This window comes from Acinetobacter sp. 22512, from assembly GCF_052044755.1.
Classification (GTDB): domain Bacteria; phylum Pseudomonadota; class Gammaproteobacteria; order Pseudomonadales; family Moraxellaceae; genus Acinetobacter; species Acinetobacter pittii.
Genome location: NZ_JBQENP010000006.1, coordinates 26,567 through 46,708 on the forward strand (window position 1 = coordinate 26,567; position 20,142 = coordinate 46,708).

At 39.3% G+C, this 20,142-nt stretch carries 18 protein-coding genes; 12 read left to right on the forward strand and 6 right to left on the reverse strand.

Annotated elements, in window-relative coordinates:
* Window positions 1–464: 464 nt before the first annotated feature.
* From betA to betI, 3 genes are all read right to left on the reverse strand, one after another.
* On the reverse strand, window positions 465–2,123 hold the full coding sequence (gene betA, locus ACTJJG_RS08320) for a choline dehydrogenase (protein WP_069119704.1): 1,659 nt from the start codon (window positions 2,121–2,123) through the stop codon (window positions 465–467).
* A gap of 95 nt (window positions 2,124–2,218) precedes the next feature.
* Window positions 2,219–3,691, reverse strand: a complete 1,473-nt coding sequence (gene betB, locus ACTJJG_RS08325) for a betaine-aldehyde dehydrogenase (RefSeq protein ID WP_069119706.1) — start codon at window positions 3,689–3,691, stop codon at window positions 2,219–2,221.
* Window positions 3,684–4,307 carry a transcriptional regulator BetI gene (betI, locus tag ACTJJG_RS08330; protein WP_005070763.1) on the reverse strand — a complete coding sequence of 208 codons (624 nt, stop codon included), beginning with the start codon at window positions 4,305–4,307 and terminating at the stop codon, window positions 3,684–3,686. The genes betB and betI overlap by 8 nt, the downstream gene beginning before the upstream one ends.
* Before the next feature lie 264 nt (window positions 4,308–4,571).
* Here betI and ACTJJG_RS08335 point away from each other — a divergent pair, with 264 nt between their 5' ends.
* The 4 genes from ACTJJG_RS08335 to ACTJJG_RS08350 all read left to right on the forward strand — a co-directional run bounded on the left by ACTJJG_RS08335 (window position 4,572) and on the right by ACTJJG_RS08350 (window position 9,774).
* A complete protein-coding gene (locus ACTJJG_RS08335; RefSeq protein ID WP_032056878.1) occupies window positions 4,572–6,194 on the forward strand; it encodes a BCCT family transporter in 1,623 nt (540 codons plus the stop codon).
* 120 nt (window positions 6,195–6,314) lie between these two features.
* Complete coding sequence (locus tag ACTJJG_RS08340; protein WP_032070519.1) at window positions 6,315–8,381, forward strand: choline transporter; 2,067 nt, start codon at window positions 6,315–6,317, stop codon at window positions 8,379–8,381.
* An 11-nt stretch (window positions 8,382–8,392) separates the two neighbouring features.
* Window positions 8,393–9,007, forward strand: coding sequence for a MarC family protein (locus tag ACTJJG_RS08345; protein ID WP_002117499.1), 615 nt, complete (start codon window positions 8,393–8,395; stop codon window positions 9,005–9,007).
* Between the two features lie 251 nt (window positions 9,008–9,258).
* Complete coding sequence (locus tag ACTJJG_RS08350) at window positions 9,259–9,774, forward strand: acyl-CoA thioesterase (RefSeq protein WP_005070756.1); 516 nt, start codon at window positions 9,259–9,261, stop codon at window positions 9,772–9,774.
* 130 nt (window positions 9,775–9,904) lie between these two features.
* Here ACTJJG_RS08350 and ACTJJG_RS08355 read toward each other — a convergent pair whose 3' ends face one another.
* Entirely contained in the window at window positions 9,905–10,105 is a 201-nt protein-coding gene (locus tag ACTJJG_RS08355) for a hypothetical protein (RefSeq protein WP_000761577.1), read from the reverse strand.
* Window positions 10,106–10,605: 500 nt separating this feature from the next.
* On the opposite strand from ACTJJG_RS08355, the gene ACTJJG_RS08360 reads away from it, so the two are divergent.
* A complete protein-coding gene (locus ACTJJG_RS08360; RefSeq protein ID WP_032056876.1) occupies window positions 10,606–11,604 on the forward strand; it encodes a CobW family GTP-binding protein in 999 nt (332 codons plus the stop codon).
* 45 nt (window positions 11,605–11,649) lie between these two features.
* On the opposite strand, the gene dctA is transcribed toward ACTJJG_RS08360, so the two are convergent.
* Window positions 11,650–12,912, reverse strand: coding sequence for a C4-dicarboxylate transporter DctA (dctA, locus tag ACTJJG_RS08365; protein ID WP_032056875.1), 1,263 nt, complete (start codon window positions 12,910–12,912; stop codon window positions 11,650–11,652).
* Window positions 12,913–13,101: 189 nt separating this feature from the next.
* Here dctA and ACTJJG_RS08370 point away from each other — a divergent pair, with 189 nt between their 5' ends.
* The 5 genes from ACTJJG_RS08370 to pgaD all read left to right on the forward strand — a co-directional run bounded on the left by ACTJJG_RS08370 (window position 13,102) and on the right by pgaD (window position 18,073).
* Window positions 13,102–13,632 (forward strand): YaeQ family protein, encoded by a 531-nt coding sequence (locus ACTJJG_RS08370; RefSeq protein WP_005075397.1) that lies wholly within the window; start codon window positions 13,102–13,104, stop codon window positions 13,630–13,632.
* An 87-nt stretch (window positions 13,633–13,719) separates the two neighbouring features.
* On the forward strand, window positions 13,720–14,058 hold the full coding sequence (locus tag ACTJJG_RS08375) for an FKBP-type peptidyl-prolyl cis-trans isomerase (RefSeq protein ID WP_002117532.1): 339 nt from the start codon (window positions 13,720–13,722) through the stop codon (window positions 14,056–14,058).
* Window positions 14,059–14,302: 244 nt separating this feature from the next.
* A complete protein-coding gene (pgaB, locus tag ACTJJG_RS08380) occupies window positions 14,303–16,297 on the forward strand; it encodes a poly-beta-1,6-N-acetyl-D-glucosamine N-deacetylase PgaB (RefSeq protein ID WP_032056874.1) in 1,995 nt (664 codons plus the stop codon).
* Between the two features lie 13 nt (window positions 16,298–16,310).
* On the forward strand, window positions 16,311–17,570 hold the full coding sequence (pgaC, locus tag ACTJJG_RS08385; protein ID WP_372552566.1) for a poly-beta-1,6-N-acetyl-D-glucosamine synthase: 1,260 nt from the start codon (window positions 16,311–16,313) through the stop codon (window positions 17,568–17,570).
* Window positions 17,571–17,653: 83 nt separating this feature from the next.
* The gene (gene pgaD, locus ACTJJG_RS08390; protein ID WP_002117522.1) at window positions 17,654–18,073 is read left to right on the forward strand and encodes a poly-beta-1,6-N-acetyl-D-glucosamine biosynthesis protein PgaD; all 420 of its coding nucleotides are present in this window, start codon (window positions 17,654–17,656) and stop codon (window positions 18,071–18,073) included.
* 103 nt (window positions 18,074–18,176) lie between these two features.
* Here the strand turns inward: pgaD and ACTJJG_RS08395 are convergent, their stop codons facing one another.
* Window positions 18,177–18,965, reverse strand: coding sequence for a crotonase/enoyl-CoA hydratase family protein (locus ACTJJG_RS08395; protein ID WP_032056872.1), 789 nt, complete (start codon window positions 18,963–18,965; stop codon window positions 18,177–18,179).
* 247 nt (window positions 18,966–19,212) lie between these two features.
* On the opposite strand from ACTJJG_RS08395, the gene pnuC reads away from it, so the two are divergent.
* Both pnuC and ACTJJG_RS08405 read left to right on the forward strand, forming a co-directional pair.
* Window positions 19,213–19,794 carry a nicotinamide riboside transporter PnuC gene (gene pnuC, locus ACTJJG_RS08400; RefSeq protein ID WP_005075405.1) on the forward strand — a complete coding sequence of 194 codons (582 nt, stop codon included), beginning with the start codon at window positions 19,213–19,215 and terminating at the stop codon, window positions 19,792–19,794.
* A 14-nt stretch (window positions 19,795–19,808) separates the two neighbouring features.
* The gene (locus ACTJJG_RS08405) at window positions 19,809–20,108 is read left to right on the forward strand and encodes a hypothetical protein (RefSeq protein WP_032056871.1); all 300 of its coding nucleotides are present in this window, start codon (window positions 19,809–19,811) and stop codon (window positions 20,106–20,108) included.
* The last annotated feature ends 34 nt before the right edge of the window (window positions 20,109–20,142 follow it).

The window sequence follows — 20,142 nt, forward strand, 5'->3', positions numbered from 1 at the left end:
GGAAACCTAGACAGCGTATCCAGACAAAACGGATATAAATGCGAAAGTAAATTCTCAAAATTAGAGAACTTCGAAAAAAATAAAAATTACTTGGGATTATCGCAAACACTCTATATTTTAGACTAATTTTGCATTGACAAGACAATTTTTATAATAAATGGGGTTCATCAAAATCATAAATATGATTTATATTTAATCAAATTGAGCTTTGAAAAGATAATTTAAGCTAATTATTTTTATTTAAATATTTGAAATTAAATTAATAATTTTATTTTGATTAAAGTTAAATCATTTGAAGAATATTTTCCTATAAAAATTGATTAATTTTTATTTCTTATCCTATTTATGTAAATAAGCTGTTCGTAAGTGCTTATTTTCTGTCATACATCGTTCTTATTAATATTGGTTCTATAAAGATCAAATTAAGGGCATATCTCTGCATAAGAAATATACCCTTTCAGATTTTATGATGCTACATAGAATGGTGCAGTTGAACGTGGTAACGCTTCACGTCCACGAATTTGGTCTGCAATTTTCTCGGCAATCATAATGGTAGTTGCATTTAAGTTACCAGTAATAATGAGCGGCATGATTGAGGCATCAACTACACGTAAACCACGCATACCGTGTACACGGCCTTGACCATCTACAACAGCCATTTCATCTTCACCCATCTTGCAGCTACAAGATGGATGGTAAGCTGTTTCTGCATGGTTACGAACAAAGTCATCAAGCTCTGCATCGGTTTGCAAATGTTTGCCCGGACTAATTTCTTCACCACGATATGGATCAAGCGCAGGTTGCTGCATGATTTCACGAGTAATACGAATTGCATCGCGAAACTCGCGCCAGTCTTGCTCAGTCGACATGTAGTTAAACAAGATACTTGGATGCTCAAATGGATCTTTCGATTTAAGTTTGATACGACCGCGTGAAGGCGAACGCATTGAACCGACATGAGCTTGGAAGCCATGTTCTTTCACTGCATTACTACCGTTGTAATTAATAGCAACCGGCAAGAAATGATACTGAATGTTTGGCCATGTGAACTCATCCGAACTACGGATAAATCCGCCTGCTTCAAACTGGTTGCTTGCACCAATGCCTGTACCATTAAATAGCCACTCGGCACCAATCGCAGGTTGGTTATACCATTTTAAAGCAGGGTATAAAGAAACGGGTTGCTTACATTTATACTGTAAGTACATTTCCAAGTGGTCTTGCAGGTTTTCACCTACACCCGGCAAATCATGAACCACATCAATGTCCATTGATTTTAAGAGGGTACTTTGACCCACACCTGAGCGCTGTAAAATTTGTGGTGACGCAATTGCGCCTGCGCATAGTAAGACTTCGCGTTTAACCAATGCACGTTGCAAGTTGTTTTGGTCAGCACCAATAATGTATTCAACACCAATCGCCTGCTTTTGATTAAACAAGATTTTATTGGTTGTGGCGTGAGTTAAAATGGTGAGATTTGGACGACCTTTTGCCATATCCAAATAACCACGTGCGGTACTTGAACGCCGACCTTTAGGCGTAACCGTGCGGTCCATCGGACCAAAGCCTTCTTGCTGGTAACCATTTAAGTCATCAGTACGCGGGTAACCGGCTTGTACACCAGCTTCAACCATGACATGGAACAACACATTGTTGCCATTTTTTGGTGTAGCCACTGATACAGGGCCATTGCCGCCATGGTAGTCATTTTCACCAATGTCACGGGTTTCGGCTTTTTTGTAGTATGGCAAACAGTCGGCATAAGACCAGTTTTCAAGGCCTTTATGAGTTGACCATTGCTCTAAATCCATTGCGTTACCGCGGATATAGCACATGCCATTAATTAAAGATGAGCCACCTAAACCTTTACCACGACCACATTCCATACGGCGGTTATTCATGTGTGGCTCAGGATCGGTTAAGTAGGCCCAGTTATAGCGGCGGCCTTGAAGAGGGTAGGCCAAAGCTGCCGGCATTTGTGTACGGAAATCCAAGCGATAATCTGGTCCACCCGCTTCTAATAATAAAACGGTGGTATCTTTGTCTTCAGTAAGACGCGCAGCGAGTACATTTCCGGCAGATCCTGCGCCAATAATAATGTAATCATATTCTTTAATATTCATAACTATCCTTTTTTTACTAACAGTTTGCCTGAGCAATCTATAAAGACTGCTCGGCATATGTGATTTAGGTTGAAGTGTTTAGAGCAATTGAGGCATTAAAAAATGCTTTGATAATCGCCAAGTTCAACTTGAATAGATTTGATACGAGTATAGTGCCCAAGCGTAGTTAAGCCATTTTCGCGGCCTACACCAGATTGTTTATAGCCACCGACTGGCATCTCGGCAGGCGATTCACCCCACGTGTTAATCCAGCAAATACCTGCTTCAATTTGGTGAATAATGCGATGAGCACGGCTGATGTCTTGAGTAACCACGCCGGCAGCTAAACCAAAGGTGGTATCGTTGGCACGACGGATGACTTCTTCTTCGGTTTCATAGCTTAAAATGCTCATGACAGGTCCAAAAATTTCTTCTTGAACAATAGCCATCTGGTCAGTACAGTCGCTAAATACAGTCGGTAGTACATAAGCGCCTTTGGCAAGTTCGCCTTCTGTAGCACGACCACCACCAATTAACACTTTAGCGCCTTGTTGTTTGCCTGATTCAATGAAAGACAACACTTTTTCCATATGAGGGAAGCTAGTGAGCGGACCGAAGTTGGTGTCTTCAGCCATTGGGTCGCCAATGCGAATACGTTTTACACGCTCTACAACGGCTTTTTCAAATTCGGCTAAAAGTGATTTTGGAACAAATACGCGTGTACCGTTGGTACATACCTGACCTGAGCTAAAGAAGTTTGCCATAACGGCAATATCTGCGGCACGGTTGAGGTCGGCATCTTCACAAATAATGAGTGGAGATTTACCACCAAGTTCCATGGTCACTTCTTTAAGCGTAGAACCAGCAGCACTTGCCATGACTTTTTTGCCAGTTTCCACACCACCAGTGAATGAGATTTTTTCAATCACGGGATGTTCAGTGAGCCATTGACCAATTTCACGACCAGCACCTTGCACCACGTTAAATACGCCGTCTGGAACGCCTGCTTCTGTATAGATTTCTGCAAGTTTAAATGCAGTGAGTGGAGTGGTTTCACTTGGTTTGAAAATCATGGCATTGCCGGCAGCAAGGGCAGGGGCAGATTTCCATAAAGCAATTTGAATTGGATAGTTCCAAGCACCAATACCAGCAACTACACCTAAAGGTTCACGGCGTGTATAAAAGAAACTTGATTCGCGAAGAGGAACTTGTTCGCCTTGAATAGCTGTTGCAAGTCCTGCGTAGTATTCGAGTACATCTGCGCCAGTCACAATATCGACTGTAGATGTTTCGCTAAAAGCTTTACCTGTGTCGAGTGTTTCAAGACGGGCAAGCTCATCATTACGTTCACGAAGAATGTCGACAGCACGACGTAAAATACGTGAACGTTCCATGGCAGTCATGGCAGCCCAGATTTTTTGTCCTTGTTGGGCACTTTGTACAGCAGCTTCAATATCTTGTTCAGAAGCTTGCTGAAGAGTCGCGATTGTCTCGCCGTTGGCAGGGTTAATACTATTAAATGTTTTACCACTGGTTGCTTTAACGTAGCGTCCATGGATATACAATTGATGAACTTGTACATCACTCATTTTGTCTCTCCTGCAAAGGCTTGTTCGCAAATTGCAATTGCGTTTGTACATAATCGTAAGCAATGGAACGAGCAAGATTGCTGTCAAATTCGTTATGACGGCTTAAACTGCCTCGTAACCATAATCCATCAATCAATGCTGCCAAACCTCTAGCGGCAACACTGGCCTGTTGTTCATCCATTAACTTAAGAAAATAAAATTTCAAGTTGGAGTACAGGCGTTGATCATTAATCTTTTGTAAGCGGCTTAAGTCTGGTACATGCATACTTGCTGACCAAAAGTCCAACCAGACCCGCATTGCTTTTTCATTGACCTGACTAATGTCAAAGTTAGAGTCGATAATGGCCTTAATCTGGCTCTCTGGATGCGAATCTGCTTCTGCTCTGTACTGTTCGGTTTTACGACGCAGAACATTTAACATTTCTTGCATGCAGGTATTTATCAACCCTTGTTTGTCGCCAAAATAATGGCTAACAATGCCGGTCGACAGCTCGGCTTTTTTTGCAATTTGTGCAATGGTGGTATTAGATAACCCCACTTCATAAATTACGTCGAGTGCAGCGTTCATGATTTCTTCACGTCGCACATGTTCTGGTTTTACTCTGCGTTTTGTCATGGTTGTCCACATCAGCACTTTTAGTGGTGCTTAAAATTCAACATGTTAACTTGCAGAGCATCATAGCACTTTTTTATCATACTTGTTATTGATTGAACGTTCAATCAATAACAAGTATGATATGTAAAAATCAATGAATTTTTGAACAAGCTTCTAAAAATAAAGAGGTGAAATCAAAGGTTCTTAAGGATAGGATGATGCGCATAAGTACATTACTTATCACGTTATTTTGAGAAAAATACACCGATTGCAAGGAGCAATAAGATGGTGTTGAAAAGTGATGGATATTCTTCAGACCATATTCGGTTAAATCGTTTCGTATTTTGGAGTTCAGCAATCAGTATCGGTATTTTTGGCCTACTTTTTGTGCTGTTTCCAGAAAAAAGTCAGTTTTGGCTGACCTATGTACAAGAGCAAGTAAATCACTTTTTTGGGTGGTATTACATGCTGGTTATTGTGCTGTGTCTGGGTTTTGTTGGTTGGCTCGCTTTTTCAAAAGTAGGGCAGATTCCTTTAGGAAAAGATGACGACAAACCAGAGTTTAGTTATTTAGCTTGGACTTCAATGCTGTTTTCGGCAGGGATTGGTATTGCGCTACTTTATTATGGTGTGGCCGAACCTGTTGACCATTTTTTAAGACCGCCAGAAGGTGAGGCAGGAACGATTCAGGCAGCCCGTAATGCGATGACTTATAGCTTTTTGCATTGGGGGATTCATGGCTGGGTGCTCTATGCATTGCTCGGAGTTACTTTAGGTTATTTTGCTTTCAGACAAAACTTGCCATTAGCACTGCGTTCAGCGCTTTACCCAATTTTTGGAGAGCGAGTGCATGGCTTGGTGGGTGATTTTGTCGATGGCTTTGGAATTTTAGCGACAGTTATTTCCTTAGTCACCAACTTGGGAATTGGAGCATTAGTACTCGTATCGGGCATTTGTTATTTACTGCCGCAAATTCCAGATAACTCTGCGACCTTAATTACTGCCGTGCTCATCATGATGTTCGTTGCGACGATTACGACAGTGGTGGGTATTGAAAAAGGCTTGGCATGGTTGTCGCGTATTAATTTACGTCTGCTGTATGCCTTACTTTTATTTGTATTTTTAACAGGTCCGACCAACCATTTATTAAATGGTCTTGTGCAAAATACAGGCGATTACCTCAATAATTTTATTGGTAAAAGTTTTGATATGTATTTATACAATCAAAAAGCCAGTGGCTGGTTGGGTTCGTGGACTGTATTTTATTGGGCTTGGTGGATTGCTTGGGCGCCTTTTGTCGGTATGTTTATTGCCCGCATTTCAAAAGGACGTACCATTCGTGAAGTAGTATTAGGTGTATGCCTGATTCCACTCGGCTTTACACTGGCTTGGATTTCGGTTTTTGGAAACACTGCAATTTATTTAATCTTGCAGCAAAAACAGAAAGTATTAGGTGATATGGTCTTAACTGATCCAGCATTATCTTTATTTAAATTACTCGAATATCTGCCGTTTAATCCTTACGTTGCCGGTATTGTTGTTGTAATTTGTTTCGTTTTATTTTTGACACCAGTTGGCTCTGGTACACTAATGATCGCTAATTTGTCCTCAAAAGGGGGCACCAATGATAGTGATTCACCGATCTGGTTACGCGTCTTTTGGTCTGTGGTAATTACCATTGTAAGTATTGGCTTGCTTTTAGCCGGTAGTTTTAACTCCATGCAAAGTGCTGTGGTGTTATGTGGTTTACCATTTTCAGTCATTATTTTGCTCTATATGTTTGGTTTAGCCAAAGCGTTAAAGCAAGATGATTTTGACCCTCAATTAGTGAAAAAACAGTTAGCTGTTTCAAAAGACATTTCAGTCCCATCGAACTGTGGACAGAATAAAGTGACCGAGGTTTTATAACCTCAATCGATCACATCTATATATTATTTTTTGCGTTTAAAGTCGTCTTTTCATTGTTTTAAATAAGAGTGAAAAGACGAAATTAAATATTTTGTTTTTATTTTATTCCTTGAGGATTGTATGGCAACAGATAATCCAAGAGCAGTTGATGATTTAACATTATCTAAATCTAAAAAAGACCCGCTCAACCGTGTGGTTTTTTATTTTTCAGCTGTACTTATTTTAATTTTTTCTCTCGTCACGTTTTTGTTCAACGATTTTGCAAATCGAGTCATGAATGCCGTGCTTCAGTGGGTGACTTCAACCTTTGGTTGGTATTATCTGCTTGCCGCAACACTATATATGGCCTTTGTGATTTTTATTGCCTGCTCAAGATATGGCAGTATCAAATTAGGACCTAAGCATTCAAAGCCTGAGTTTAGTTTACTCAGTTGGTCTGCCATGCTGTTCTCGGCGGGTATTGGTATCGACCTCATGTTCTTCTCGGTCGCTGAACCACTATCTCATTACATGCAACCTCCGGTCGGAGCAGGGCAAACCTATGAAGCAGCACGCCAAAGTATGGTTTGGACATTGTTTCACTATGGTTTAACTGGCTGGTGTATGTATGCCTTGATTGGTATGTCATTGGGATATTTTAGCTATCGTTATAATTTGCCGCTTACCATTCGTTCTGCACTTTATCCAATCTTTGGACAAAGAATTAATGGGGCAATTGGGCATAGTGTTGATACAGCTGCCGTGATCGGGACAATTTTTGGTATTGCGACGACCTGCGGGATTGGAGTAGTACAGCTAAATTATGGCTTACATGTGTTATTGGGGTTACCAGAAAATATCTGGATGCAATTTATCCTGATTGCTGTTGCAGTGGGTATTAGTATTATTTCAGTGACATCCGGGGTCAATAAAGGCCTGCGGATTTTATCTGAAATCAATATTTATGTTTCGGTCGGGTTATTGCTGTTTATTTTATTCTTGGGAAATACCGAGTTTTTACTCAATGCCCTTGTCCAAAATATTGGTGACTATTTAACTCGTTTCCCTGCTTTAGCATTACAAAGTTTTGCTTTTGAACAGCCTAAAGAATGGATGAGTAGTTGGACTTTCTTCTTCTGGGCGTGGTGGATTGCTTGGTCTCCATTTGTAGGACTCTTTTTGGCACGTATCTCAAGAGGACGTACCATTCGTGAGTTTGTATGCGGTACCTTAATTATTCCACTTCTATTTACACTCACTTGGTTATCTATTTTTGGTAATAGTGCACTGCACAGCGTTATTTTTGAAGGCAATCAAACTTTAGCAGCGACTGTGTTAGCAAATCCGGCTCATGGTTTTTATGACCTGTTAGCGCAATATCCAGGTTTTACCTTTATTGCTTCAATTGCCACTGTAACAGGGCTTTTATTCTACGTGACTTCTGCCGATTCGGGAGCGCTAGTTTTAGGTAACTTCACGACTAAACTCACTAATATTGATAATGATGCTCCACGTTGGTTAAGCGTGTTTTGGGCAGTGGCGATTGGTTTACTCACGCTAGCCATGCTCATGACCAACGGCATTACTGCCTTGCAAAATGCAACTATTATTATGGGTTTGCCGTTTAGTTTTGTGATGTTCCTTGTGATGGCAGGGCTTTATAAGTCGCTCAGACTTGAAGATTACAGGCATGCTAGTCTCAGTATGAATGCAGCGCCAGTGGTAGGGAACGTTGATATTCTGAACTGGAAACAGCGTTTAACTCGAGTCATGCATCATCCGGGAACCACTGAAACACAGCGCATGCTAGATACGGTGTGTTTGCCAGCTGTTCAGGCTGTTGCTGATGAGTTGATTAAGCAGGGTATGAATGTGGACGTGCAGCAAACCCCGCTTGAAGATGAAGATACGCTTTTCCATCTAGATCTCACTATTCATTTGGAAGAAGAGCAAAACTTTGTTTATCAGATCTGGCCTGTACGCTATAGCGCGCCGAACTTCAGTCAGCGTGTAAAACGTGGCAAACAGTTCTATTTCAGACTTGAAACCTATCTTTATGATGGCTCGCAAGATAACGATCTGGTCGGTTACAGTAAAGAACAGGTCATTAACGATATTTTAGATAAATATGAAAGACATATGACGTTCTTACATATTAATCGTATTAGCCCCGGGAATCGTCCATTGTTCCCAGATCCACAAGCTTAAGAGGAAAATGCATGGCTTCTCCTTATCTACATTCTTTTGCTTTATTTTTCTCATTGCTCAATCCATTTTTAATGAGCATTTATATGATTGGCCTGATCCGCCATTCAGAAGCTAAGGTGTTTAACAAAGCACTGATTCAGGGAAGTTTGATTGCTTTTGTCGTGTTCATGCTATTTGCATGGGGCGGCGAAACAATTTTTAGTAAATATCTGAATGTACGTTTTGAAGCCTTTCAGATTTTTGGAGGCCTAATCTTTTTGGTGATTGGCTACCGCTATGTGTTTCAGGGTGCCGACACCATTGGAGAAATGCGTGGTGCTCCAGAACATCTGGCTGGCACCATTGCCATGCCGTTTATGATCGGCCCAGGGACTATTAGCGCTGCGGTAGTCACAGGGATTGAAATGTCAATCGGTGAAGCAGCCCTAGTGATTGCTTTCACCTTGTTTTTAACTTGCAGTATTTTGATTTTGATGAAATTTTCACATGATCATTTACGCTATAAACATGCCAAACATATTGACCGCTATTTTGATATTGTCGGGCGTTTATCTGCTTTATTAATTGGTACGATCGCCATTGATATGATCATTAATGGTGTGACAGGCGTCATTAATAAAGTTTAGCAAGTCACTCATAAGAACCGGCTATGCCATTGAACATGGAATAAAATGGCATAGCATCTTCTAAAAAATTCTAAGATAAATAAAACAGCTTTAAAAAAATAACTTTAAAAATAGTGTCTTAAAAAATTAAATTTTAAAAAACAATCAAAGATATTAAAAAATACGATGCTATGTTGTGGATTTAAGCATGTTTTTTTTGTGAATTATCAACCATAATGTTGACTGAGCTTGTTTTAAGACAGAGTTGAGCTATGCCTACATTAGATGAAATGACCACAGCAACTGATGATCAGTCTGAATTGACGATGTCAGTTTTGATGACGCCTGATATGGCAAATTTTTCAGGTAATGTTCATGGTGGTACGATTCTAAAACTACTAGACCAAGTCGCTTATGCTTGCGCAAGTCGTTATTCGGGTGGCTACGTGGTGACTTTATCTGTAGATAAAGTAAATTTTAAAGAACCTATTTATGTAGGTGAGCTGGTGACCTTCTTGGCAAGTGTGAACCATGTAGGTCGTACTTCAATGGAAGTCGGAATCCGTGTTGAAGCGCAAAATATCCAGAAGCGGACAGTGCGCCATACCAATAGCTGTTATTTCACGATGGTTGCTGTTGATGAACAGGGCAAGCCATGTGAAGTACCTCAATTAAATCTCAATACAGAATGGAAGCGTTGCCGCTTTGAAGCTGCTGAGCATCGTAAGGTTTTACGTCTTCAAGAAAACCACAATCCATCTTGTAGCATGTATAAGAAAACTTCTTAAAAAATAGATCGAATTAAAAAAGGATCGAACCGCAGCATGGTTCGATCCTTTTTCTTCTTTACCAAAATTCAGCGTCCATTTTTCATTTCAGTAAAATTATCTCTGAGCTTGGAGGAGAATGCTGAGAGAATTAACGAGTTGCAGGAGCAGCTTCAGAAGCAGAACCTACAGCATCAGATGCAGCATTTGCAGTGTTTGCTTGTTCTTGAGTTGAAACAACAACTTTTTCTTCACCAGCAGTGTTATGTGCTTGGTCGTGCTTAGAAGCAGCGAAAGTTGAAGCAGCAGTTAAAGCAAGTGTAGTAGCGAGTAAAGTTTTAGCTAATTTCATTTTATGGCATCCTTAAATTTCATTTAAAAATAAATTAAACCTAATCATTCATACCTACCTGAAACCTGTATGGCTGAATGACTAAGCTAGGACACATGCTAAGCCGAGCTTGGTATTACATCAATTAACTTAACAATCTATTACGGCTATCTTAACAATATGAAATATACGGGTCATTTATGTGAGCAATCTGTAAAATAAAAGGGCTTAAATACACCTTAAAATGTGAAAAAATATTTCTTATCGAATGAAAAAAGATCAACTGTGTTACGTAAACCTAACACTCTGGCATGAATTGTGAATGCGCCTAAATAGAATATTCCGTTTGAATTATAATTATCCAGAGTTAATATAGATTTTAAATGAGATGTATGTCACATATTAATTATTTTGGCCTGATAATTGAAAAGTATATCTTCAAAGTGAAAAATCATTTTCATGCTACTTAAACAGTGATATATCTTTCTTAGTTTTTTGAACCTTGTTGATTTGAGCCGCTTGTGAAACTGATAGCCCTAAAAACTGTTCCCACCCATATTATTTCCGGTTTTTTAGGGGCAGGAAAAACCACATTATTACAGCATTTATTAAGTCAAAAGCCTAAAGATGAGGTTTGGGCTGTATTAATGAATGAATTTGGGCAAATTGGAGTAGACCAACAACTCTTACCCCAAGATGAAGGATATGCAGTCAAAGAACTATTAGGCGGTTGTTTATGTTGTAGCAGTCAATTGCCTATGCATATTGCTTTAGCTCGACTGTTAAGTGAACAAAAGCCAGATCGACTCTTTATTGAGCCGACTGGACTTGGGCATCCTTCTCAATTATTTGACCAACTGACTGAGCCTCATTGGCAAAGTAGTTTAGCCATGCGAGCGTTGATTACGGTGGTAGATGGTAGTCGTTTGCATGATACAAACTGGGTTAAACAAAACCTTTATGAAGATCAGTTAAAAGCTGCCCAAATTGTGGTGGTGTCACATACCGATGTGATGACTTTTGAAGATGATCAGGCGCTTGAGTTATTAAAAGACGAATACCAGCCTTATCACCAAGAGTGGATTAAAACTGAACATGGTCAGTTAGCCTTAAATAAAATTGATGTGGCTGCTCGTTTAACCGAGCGATCTATACAACCTTTACTTAAATTTCAAAAGCAAATGACTGAAACCGAAGTCACAAAGGAAATTCAGCAATTACCTTATCATTATGTCGAGTCGGCACAAGGTTATATTGTGGCTGGTTGGAAGTTGCCTAAACGCTGGAAATTCGAGTTTTATGCTTTGCTAGATTTATTATGTGCACAGCAAGACTGGCTTCGAATTAAGGGAATTTTTAATACAGATCAAGGATGGAAGGTTTTTAACTTTAATCCTGATCAGTTTAATTATAAGTCAGGTGAAGAGGGCATTGATAATCGTATTGAAATCATTAGCGAACATCACCATGATTGGTTGGCTTTTGAAACAGCATTACTTGCCTGTCAGCTTGAAGAATAGAGAACATTAAACCAAAAGTAATTCAATGTTCTCTGAAGAGTGGGATTAAGGTTTGCTATCTAACACAGCTTTAGCTTGCGCATGGTCAATATCTTTTTCCCAATGAGCAATCACTACGGTCGCGACACAGTTACCAATTAAGTTGGTACAGGCACGAATAATTCCAATAAACCAGTCCACTGAAAGTAGAAGCACTAAGCCAATTGCAGGGAGACTTGGTATCACTGAAAGCGTGGCTGCAAGAATAACTAAAGCCGAGCCGGGAATACCGTGTGCACCTTTAGATGTAATGAGCGAAACCAGCAAAATAGCCAGTAAGTCATGCATAGATAAATCAATATTGCAGGCCTGTGCAATAAAGATCACGCCTAAAGTTAAGTAAATTGAAAAGCCATCTAAATTAAATGAATAACCAGTTGGAATAACCAAACCGACAGTTGAATCCTTAATTCCCAAATTTTTGAGTTTTTTCATAATTTGAGGAAGAACAGAGTCAGAAGAAGCGGTACCTAAAACAATAGCGAGTTCATCTTTAAAATAGCCCACAAATTTGAAAATGTTGAGACCGGCAAGTTTTAAAATCGAACCTAAAACAATAACGACAAATAAAATGCAGGTTGCATAAAACAGTAAAACCAAATAACCCAATTGTAAGAGTGAATCTAAACCAAATTTAGCAGTGGTATAGGCCACTGAACCGAATACACCAATTGGAGCTAAACGAATAATAAGGCCCATAATTTTAAAGAAGACTTCTGAAAAAGCTTCAAGCGCTTGACGTACCACCTCTGCTAAATGTTTTGGAATTAAAAGTAGGGAAACACCAAATAAAATAGCGATCAATAAAACCTGTAAAATATCGCCGTTTGCAAAAGCAGCAGTGAAGGTTTTCGGAATAATATTGAGTAGAAATTCCGAACCTGTATGCATCTCGTGGGCACGTTCGGTATAGGTACTTAAATCTTTTGCATCTAAATGGCTAATATCGATATTCATACCGACGCCCGGTTTAAATACATAGGCCACAATAATGCCTAAAATTAAGGCAATACTGGTGACCACTTCAAAATAGAGAATAGTTTTTGCACCGACTTTGCCCATTTTTTTAATGTCGTTTGCACCATAGATTCCCAGTACAACCACACAAAACACAATTGGTGCAATAAGCATCTTAATTAAAGAAATAAAACCATCACCTAATGGCTTTAAAGATAGGGAGAAATCATGAAAGCCGATTCCAACTGCAACCCCAAGAAACAGAGCACAAAGAACCTGTAAAAATAAACTACGCTTGAGCTTTAGCCACATAAGTCATCAATTTTAGCAAGAGGAGAATATTTCTCTTTCAAGCAAAAAGTCGGCCAACTATAAAATAAGCTGAGCGTTTTGGAAGAATATGCAAATTTCACGTGACGAGGCTTTGCATTGTTCAGTTTTTTTATAATTTTTTACCCAAAATCGAGTATCCTTAGCGCCAAATTTTTGGACATATTAATCATGGCGCTTAAAGCAACAATTTATAAGGCAGACTTGAATATTGCCAATATGGATGACCATATTTATGGTGATTATCAACTGACGCTTGCCTTGCATCCTTCGGAAACTTTAGAACGCTTAATGGTTCGTTTGATGGCTTTTGCCCGTTTCGCAAGTGATGAGCTTGAGTTTACTAAAGACCTTTTTGAAACTGACGAGCCAGCATTATGGCAAAAAGATTTAACGGGTCAGTTAGAAACATGGATTGAAGTTGGCTTACCGTCTGAAGATAAAGTCAAAAAAGCCAGTGCGCGCTGTAAAACAGTTGCGCTTGTTGTGTATGGCACACAAGTCGAAGACTGGTGGAAACGAAACAGTAAAATTAAAACGTTAAGTAACGTTCAGGTGTGGCAAATTGCTCCTCAAAGTACAGCAGAGCTTGAACAACTTTGTGAACGTACGATGCAGCTTCAATTAAATGTCATGGACAACGAGTGGACGCTTTTAGGTGAAAAGGGCCAGGCAAGTGTTGTGTGGACACAGTTACAGTAACATAGAAAAGCGCAACAAATTCTACAGATTCAGTTGGTACACTAAGTACCAATTGCGATTTTAAAGATTCAGATTAAGGGGTAAACCATGTCAAATGAATTAGAAATTATCGATTTAAAAGTAGGTGAAGGCAAAGAAGCGGTTAAAGGTGCTTTGATTACAACTCACTATACAGGTTGGTTAGAAGACGGCACAAAATTTGATTCTTCAATTGATCGCGGTAATTATTTTGAATGTGTGATTGGAACAGGCCGTGTAATTAAAGGTTGGGACCAAGGCATTATGGGAATGAAAGTTGGCGGTAAGCGTAAATTAATCGTACCTGCTCATTTAGCTTATGGTGAGCGTAAAATGGGTAAGATTATTCCTGCTAATTCTAATTTAATTTTTGAAATTGAATTATTCGATGTCAAAACTCGTGACTAGTGAAAATTTAAAGCCCTTTAGGGGGCTTTCTTGTTTATATGAGCTTTAAATATAAATACATTATTAATTTATATTTTAGCTTTTTTAATATTTAAGATTATTTTCAGATTATTTGATTATAAATGCTGACTGAGAAACTGTTCATTTATGGGCAGGCTGACATTGAGACCAAATTCCAAAAAGTTTGCGTCTTAAAAATCAAACTTCGCATAAATAATCTATATTGTTATTGAGACGCTATTTCATGATTATCCGCTTTGCATCTCCTTTGTTGAACATATCACTTGGCTTAGCTTTGGCAGGCTTGTCAGGCATGGCATTAGCCAAACCACCTAAACTGGACGCGTCAACACTTACGGTGATTGGTTATCATGAAATTACCGATACTAAAAATGCGTTAATTCCTCAATATGCAGTGACGACTCAACAATTTACACAGCATGTTGAATGGCTGCAAAAAAATGGATTCCATTTTATTACGGTTGATCAGTTGATCCGTGCTCATCAAGGTAAATTTCAATTACCTACAAAACCTGTTCTATTAACTGTAGACGATGGTTATCAATCTTTTTATCAAAATGCTTATCCTGTTATTAAAGCTAAAAAAATCCCTGTAGTACTTGCAGTAGTAGGTTCATGGTTAGAGCCAAAAGCAGGGAAGAAAGTCGACTTTTCAGGGGAAGAAATTCCACGCGATAAAATCTTAAGCTGGCCTGAGCTGAAAGAAATGCAGGATAGTGGCTTTGTAGAAATTGCAAACCATAGCTATCATTTGCACCGTGGTATTACAGGCAACCCACAAGGCAACTCTGAACCTGCTGCAACTACTCGTTTTTATGATGTAAAAACTCAAACTTACGAGAACGATGCACAATATCAGGCACGTATTTATAACGACTTAAAGAAAAATAACGAACTACTTAAAGCACACGGCTTACGTTCACCACGTATTATGGTATGGCCTTATGGTCGCTATAATATGCAAACTGTTCAAATTGCTAAAAAGCTGGGTATGCCAATTACCATTACACTTGATGATGGGGCAGACCACGCAAAACAATCTCTCCAAAATATGAGCCGTATTTTGGTAGAAGGCGATATGACGACTGATGATTTGGCTCAAGAAATTAAAAATCGTGAATTGAATTTAACGGATAACAACCGCCCGCAAAAAATTATGCATGTCGATCTGGACTATATTTATGATCCAGACCCGAAACAGCAAGAACGTAATTTAGGTCACTTGTTAGACCGAATTAATGCGATGGGTGTAAATACTGTCTATTTACAAGCATTTTCAGATCCAGATGCGAATGGCTCTGCTGATATGGTGTATTTCCCGAACCGACATATTCCAATGCGTGCTGACTTGTTTAACCGTGTTGCATGGCAAATTCAAACGCGTACGCCTGTTAGTCGTATTTATGCGTGGATGCCTTTATTGGCATGGGAATTACCAAAAACTGATCCTGTTTCTAAGGATTTGGTTGTGACAGAACAGGCAAAAACAGGTGAGCACCTTAATATGGGGTATATCCGTTTAAGTCCATTCTCAGCAGAGGCACGCCAAACTATTCGTGAGATTTATCAAGATTTGGCTAAGTCATCTTCATTTAACGGAATTTTATTCCATGACGACGTCACCTTATCTGACTATGAAGATGCAAGCCCAGATGCCTTAAAAGCTTATGCGAAACAAGGTTTACCTACAGATTTGGCAAAAATTCGCGATAACGATCAAGATTTGCAAAAATGGACGGCATATAAGACAAAATATCTAGATGATTTTGCAATGCAACTCGTTGATGACGTGCGACAATATGAACCGTTCTTGCTCACCGCACGTAACTTATATGCGCAAGTTGCTTTAAAACCATATGCAGAAAACTGGTATTCACAATCGCTTGAAGAGTCGTTAAAACGCTATGACTTTACGGCTATTATGGCAATGCCTTATATGGAACAGGTCGATAATGCTGATCAGTTCTATAAAGATATGGTTGATCGCGTGAAACAATATCCAAATGGTATTAAGAAAACTGTTTTTGAGTTACAGGCAACCGACTGGCGTAAAAACGAAAAGGTACCTTCAACTGAAATGGCCGCAACAATTCATTCTCTTTATCAGCAAGGTGTAATGCATGTCGGATATTACCCAGATGATCCAATTAAAGATCATCCGGATGTGGACACTATGCATAAAGCATTTGCTGAAAAATCATCTCGTCTTGTGCCGTAGTTGAGGCTAAAACATGACAATCTTTGCTGCAATATGGTCGCATGCCTTAAAATTCGTTTTCTATTATCCATTATTCATGTCGTATTTATGGATGATTGGCGCGATCATTTTCTATTGGAAAGAACGTCAGGCTCCGTCTTACGATCAACCTGCTCCGTTAGAGAGTTATCCAAAAGTCGCTGTGTTAATTCCTTGTTTTAATGAAGGGGATAATGCAGAAGAAACCATTAGCCATGCGTTAAAACTGGACTATCCTCATTTTGAAGTGATTGCGATTAATGATGGTAGCTCGGACAATACAGGCGAGGTACTCGACCGTTTAGCAGCACAACATGAAAAACTCCGTGTTGTTCATTTGGCTCAAAACCAAGGTAAAGCGATGGGGTTGCAAGCCGGAAGCTTAATGACCGATGCCGAGTTTTTAATTGGTATTGATGGCGATGCTTTACTTGATCCACATGCAGCAAAGTGGATGATTCGTCATTTTCAGGAAAATCCAACAGTTGCAGCTGTGACGGGTAACCCGCGTATCCGTACTCGCTCAACTTTGCTAGGGCGTATTCAGGTCGGTGAGTTTTCTTCGATTGTCGGCATGATTAAACGTGCACAACGTACCTTTGGACGCTTATTTACCGTATCGGGTGTAATTACCGCTTTTCGTAAGAGCGCTGTTCACCAGGTCGATTATTGGTCACCCAATATGTTGACTGAAGATATCGATATTACTTGGAAATTGCAGCGCGCAGGTTGGGACATTCGTTTTGAACCGAATGCCTTGGTCTGGATTTTAATGCCTGAAACTTTAAACGGTTTGTGGAAACAACGTTTACGTTGGGCTATGGGTGGGGCACAGGTATTAATTAAAAATATTGATGTGTTCACTAAGCCAAAACTAAATTTTTTATGGCCATTAATGTTTGAGCTTTGCTTAACCTTAGTTTGGTCATATTTAATGCTCGCGATGGCTTTATTATGGTTGGTACATTTTATTTTACCTGTCCCTGCTTTAGCCGTTGTGAGCTCTCCATTTTTACCGTATGGTAGCGGTATTTTATTGGGGGCAACTTGTCTCATTCAGTTTGCTTTAAGCAAATGGATGGATAGTCGTTATGAACCACATCTAGGAAAAAACTATTTCTGGATGATCTGGTATCCATTGGTCTTTTGGCTAATCACCATCTCGGCAACTATTGTGGCATTTCCAAAAGTTTTAAAACGTGGAGATGAGAAACGTGCGCGTTGGGTGAGCCCGGATCGGGGCATTCGTGGATGAAATGCAAGAGTCATGAGATTTTAAAGATCGTGCTGTATTGATGTCTGGGGAAAACCACAGCACTTCGTTAGGTAAAGAGAGAAATGAAGACAAATTCGTTGATTATTGATTTACGCCGTCAATTACCATGGCATAAACGCTATGCTTCTACAACAAGCACAGCCATGATGTGGGCGGTTTGGTTGTTGCTGTGGCGTCCATTTGTACTGATCTGGGTATTGGCTGAACTCCAAAAAACACATTTAGTTCACCGTTTGTTTAGTGCCTTTGGTTTAGGTATTGAACATGGCATTACTGCGTTAATTGCTTGTGCAATTTGCTTATTGTTGTGGAGTCATGTGCTGCCTGAGCATCGTGTTGGCGGTAATGCGCTTAAAGCAAAACAGACAGATGATTATGCGCGCTATTTTGATTTACCTGAACATGAAATTGAGCAGGGACGTAGTCAGAAAATTACAGTCGTTCATCATGATGAATTAGGTAAAATCGTTAGAGTTGAATAAAGCATATTAATGAAAAAAAGCCCGCATCATGTGGGCTTTTTTTTACGCTAATTTCAGTATATCCATAAGTTTTAAACTGTAGAGTGCAGTGCTTGTGCGGGTATTATTTACCTTTGAAAACAGGCGGTCTTTTTTGCAACATGGCAAATACACCTTCTTGAACATCTTCTGTGGTGAGCAAAGGTTGAAGATGGTTTTGCAATTGCTTAAAGGCAACCTCATAACCTTCGTTAATAGCTTCGCGAGCAGAGGCGAGAGTCGCTTTTACAGCAAGAGGAGCAGCTTGCGAAACATGTTCAGCAAGTTCTATTGCACGGTTGAGCTGAGAGCCTTCTGGGCATATTTCGGTAATCAGGTTCATGTCAAATGCTGCTTTTGCATCGAAAGAGTCACCAGTGAGTAAATAACGCATGGCTTTGGCCCAGCCTGCGGCTTGAGTAAAACGTGCAGTAGCTCCGCCAAAAGGTAAGATGCCACGTTGAACTTCCATTTGAGCAAATTGTGTATTTTCACTCGCAATCGTAATATCTGCGTTAAGAAATAGTTCTATACCAGCGGTGTAACAATAACCTTGTACCGCTACTATCAAAGGTTTACTGAGCTTTTGGCCGATTGTGCCCCAAGGGTTAATTTCATTTTCACTAAAATCAAAAACACCTGTAGCGAGTTTAGGTTGTAACTCAACTAGGTCTAAACCAGCTGTAAAATGATCCCCATGAGCAAAGATAACCGCACAGCGAAGCGCATCATTATTTTCATATTCGGTGAGCGCTAGTGATAAGTCTTTGATCATGTGACTATCAAAAGCATTACGTTTTGCTGCCCGATCTAGACCAATTAAAAAAATATGTCTACGAGTTTCACGGCTGACTTTTCCTTCTTGATTTGACATATTGTCACGCTCTTTATTTGTCTTTAATCATGTTTTAAACAATCGTTTAAAAACTAGCAAATATAATTTGTTCGCGACTCGATCGGTATTTCTTTTATCTGTGCATTGAAATAAATCGATGACATTAGAAAAGAATAAAACCTCAGACAATGCCAATTTGCATCATTTATTTAAATTAGCAGTTTGCTTCGCTTTATATTTTTCTCATAATACTTCGTCAAATTGATCTCAATAAGCAGCTGTTTTTATGTCACCTCTAGAAATCTTTGCGGTCTTGATTAGCCTGATTGGAGTCGGATTAACGGTAATCCGTAATATGTGGTGTTGGCTGTTTAATTTCTTTGCCTTTGTTTTATATGCCTATTTGTTTTACGAATTTAAGCTATATGGCGAAACGATTTTGCAGTTCTTTTTTATGGTCGTAAATTTTTATGGCTTTTACTACTGGCTCAAAGGAAAGCAGCAAGATCATGACATTCGTATAGAGCCAATAGCTCCTAAAGTTGCAATTTTTCAAATGATCATTGCCGCGGTAGGTGGCTTGCTTTTTGGCTTAATTCTTAAAAACTTTACTGATGCAGCAGTTCCTATGCTCGACTCACAACTTGCCGCATTTAGTTTGCTTGCAACGTATTGGACCAGCCGAAAACATATTGCGACTTGGATACTTTGGGTATTTGTCGATATTATTTATGTCGGTATGTTCATCTATAAAGATTTATTTTTAACAGCCGCTTTGTATGCAGCATTTGTTTTGATGGCAGCTTATGGTTGGTATCAATGGGAAAAGGTTAAAAAGAAACAGCTTTTAGCCTCAAACCAGCTTTAATTTGGAGTGTGATCATGCTGTTGAGCTTAGAGGTCTATAAACAACAACAATTTGATCAAATTGCTGCAAAAATAATGGCAGAGCCAAAACAGTATTGTGAATTTAATTCTGTATCAGATTTTTATAACGCTGCATGGCTTAAGAAATTTCCGCAAGGCAGCCAGATTTCTGCGACAGGTTTAGATGATGGTGCAGAAGAGTTTTATGCGGTAATCCAGTTTAAACAGCAGTATTTAAAATTTGATATTAAAGAAAATGATTCGACAATTATCTTTAAAGATATGAATGAGAACGTTTTAAAAAGTAATTTTTAATTTATGAAATAAAATCTAAAAAAAGCGACTTAAC